General features: G+C 39.2%; 2 protein-coding genes. Both read right to left on the reverse strand.

Features of this window, described 5'->3' with window-relative positions; genetic code table 11:
* Positions 1–112: 112 nt before the first annotated feature.
* Positions 113–1,450, reverse strand: coding sequence for a UDP-glucose/GDP-mannose dehydrogenase family protein (locus LD39_RS01365; protein WP_035542050.1), 1,338 nt, complete (start codon positions 1,448–1,450; stop codon positions 113–115).
* A gap of 2 nt (positions 1,451–1,452) precedes the next feature.
* Complete coding sequence (locus LD39_RS01370) at positions 1,453–2,610, reverse strand: glycosyltransferase family 1 protein (protein ID WP_035542051.1); 1,158 nt, start codon at positions 2,608–2,610, stop codon at positions 1,453–1,455.
* Positions 2,611–2,981: the final 371 nt, after the last annotated feature.

Consider the following 2,981-nt stretch of genomic DNA (forward strand, 5'->3'; position numbering starts at 1 on the left):
TTGAAAGAAAATTATTGAGGAGATATTAGGAATATAATTGATTATAATATTATTATGTAAACTGATAATAAAAAAATAAGTTCTGCTTCCTTGAGAACTTATTTTTTATCTACTACTCTTTAATGGCAAAATCTTTATTATTCATTGGTGTAGAGAAAGTGGAAGCACGTCCAATAGAGTGATACTCAATTCCTTCATTTCTAGCATTTGTGATTGGATAACAATTACGTCCATCAAATATAACAGGAGATTTCATCCACCTTTTGAATGTGGATAGGGGAAGGTTTACAAACTCTTTCCATTCAGTAACGATCATTGCTAAGTCAGCTTCCTTAAGAGCGGTTTCGATGGTCTCAGCACGTGGAATTTTCAAAGTGTTTATTGTATGGTACTGAGCAGCAGGGTCAAAGGCAACTACGTCAGCCTCTTCTGCCAACAACTTATCGATAATTGTCAGTGCAGGAGATTCGCGTAGATCATCTGTGTCGGGCTTGAATGAAAGCCCCAAAACGGCAACTCGTTTACCTTTTAAGCTGCCAAATCTTTCAACCGCTTTTTCAACTAGAACACCTCGTTGCTTTTGGTTGACTTGAATGACTGACTTCAATAAATGAAAGTCTTCATTTAACTGGTCTGCCATCTGGACTAATGCCTGTGTATCCTTAGGAAAACACGACCCACCATAGCCGATCCCTGCTTTAAGAAATTGTTCCCCAATTCTCTTGTCCATTCCCATTCCCATAGCTACGTCTTCAATGTTAGCACCTAGCTTGTCGCAGATTGTTGATATCTCATTTATGAAACTGATTTTAGTGGCCAGAAATGCATTAGAGGAGTATTTGATCAATTCAGCTGTTCGTACATCCGTGCAGAAAATTGGAACGGAAAAAGGTGCATAGATAGCTTCGGCCATGATTGATGCTTCACGATGATCAGCTCCAATCACGATTCGGTCTCCATAAAACATATCGTTAATTGCAGAACCTTCACGAAGAAATTCTGGGTTAGAGACAACATGAATCTGTCTCGAAGGCTGGAGGGTTTCGAAAGTCCTTTTCACCATGTCACAGGTGCCTACAGGAACGGTGCTCTTAACAATTACAGTCAAATCATGCCGGATGGTCATTCCGATATCAAAGACGGCTTTTTGTATGAATTTTAATTCAGCACTGCCGTCGGTCCTCTGAGGTGTGCCTACTGCAATGAAAATTGCCTCTGCCTCTTGAATCCCACTAGTAAGCGTGCTGGTAAATTCCAGATTTCCCTTTTCCATATTCAACTTCATAAGCTTTTCCAATTCTGGCTCATAAATTGGACACTGCCCATTGCTTAATTTTTTAATCCTTCCGAGATCAATGTCTATACAAGTAACGTGGTACCCTACGTGTGCTAAGCAAACGCCTGTGACAAGCCCTACATAGCCAGTGCCGATAATAGCTAACTTTTTCATATTTATGCTCCTTGATTCGATTTAGGGTAAGGATCCACTCGTCTTACCAAGACTTCTTCGCAGTCTGAGAGTAGTTGAGAAAACACAGTGTCCCATGAACGTGTCGTCGCATAAGTGCGAGCAGCTGTACTCATTTTTTCAAGGCGTTTTTGATCATTTAACAATTCAGCGATTGAATATGAAAATTCTTCTGCAGAACCAGGCGTACATAATATCCCTGTCTTCTCATTTTGAATAATTTCTTGTAGACCTCCGGATCTAGATGCAATGACAGGTGTACCACAGGCGAGAGATTCTAACGCTACGTTACCGAATGTTTCCGTAGTAGAAGGAAAAATGAATAGTGAGGAACTGGCATAGATCTGTGTAAGCATTCTTCCTTCTTGATATCCAGTAAAAGTCATGTTTGATGGAGCTGCCTTTTGAAGAGCTTCTTTGAGCGGTCCATCACCTACAATCAACCAATGAGCTTGATCGGAAATTGATGTTGGCAGTTGCTTAGAAACGTCCATCAATACTTCAAGATTCTTTTCCGGTGCCAGTCGCCCGACGTAGGTTAGGATATGGCGTTCTTTTATTGAGAATCTTTGCTTTACCCATTCAGCTTGGAATCCAGGACGAAAAGCTTCACAATCAACACCACGGCTCCATATTTTTAAATCAGTAAATCCATGGTTAAGGAGTTGACTCTTCGTGTCCTCAGAGGGAACAAAGGTGGTTTGAAAATATTGATGAAACCACCGTAGATATCCCCATGTCCATTTTGATAAAAAAGGGAGATTATAATATTGAAGGTAACGATCAAAATGAGTATGGTAGGAACCAACTAAAGGGATGTCTAATTTTTTTCCAAGAAAAAGTCCGGAGAGTCCAATATTGAAAGGTGTGGCAATATGGATGAGGTGAGGTTGGAACTGTTCGAGCTTTTTACGAATTGTGAATAAGTTAGGCAGCGCTAATCGGCATTCAGGGTAAGTATAGAGAGGAAGACTATTAAATCGATGAATAGTATTGTCATCAAAGGTTTCCTCTCCTGTTTCTGGAGCGAATAGCTGGTATTCCACACCGCTCTCTTTCAGATAATTGACGTACCGTTTCAATGTCTTTGAGACACCGTTAACTTGTGGATCGTAAGTGTCTGTAAATATGGTGATTTTCATTTCATGACCCCCTGAAGAAATTTCTTTCTCTATCGCTATTTATGTATTCAATAGAAAAACGATTATGACAGAAGAGGGTATATATCAGAATATTAATACAATAATTTACAAAACCATTACACTTTGACAAATAAAAAGAAGAGACAGCCTAATAGGCTGTCTCTTCTTAGATAGTCTTTATGATGGAAGGTGTGGATGGAAATGGTATTGTGCTTCAGGAATGTGGTAGGTTGTCCCCAAAAAATATGTAACTTTTGGGGAGTCCTTACTACACAATTTGCCATATAAGAGGATTATTGAATTTTTTAGCGAAAACAATAATAGCTAGCAGAACTGGAAGTTGTAGGAGTAGATATTATATAAGAAAAAAT

Source organism: Halobacillus sp. BBL2006 (genome assembly GCF_000786645.1).
GTDB lineage: Bacteria > Bacillota > Bacilli > Bacillales > Halobacillaceae > Halobacillus.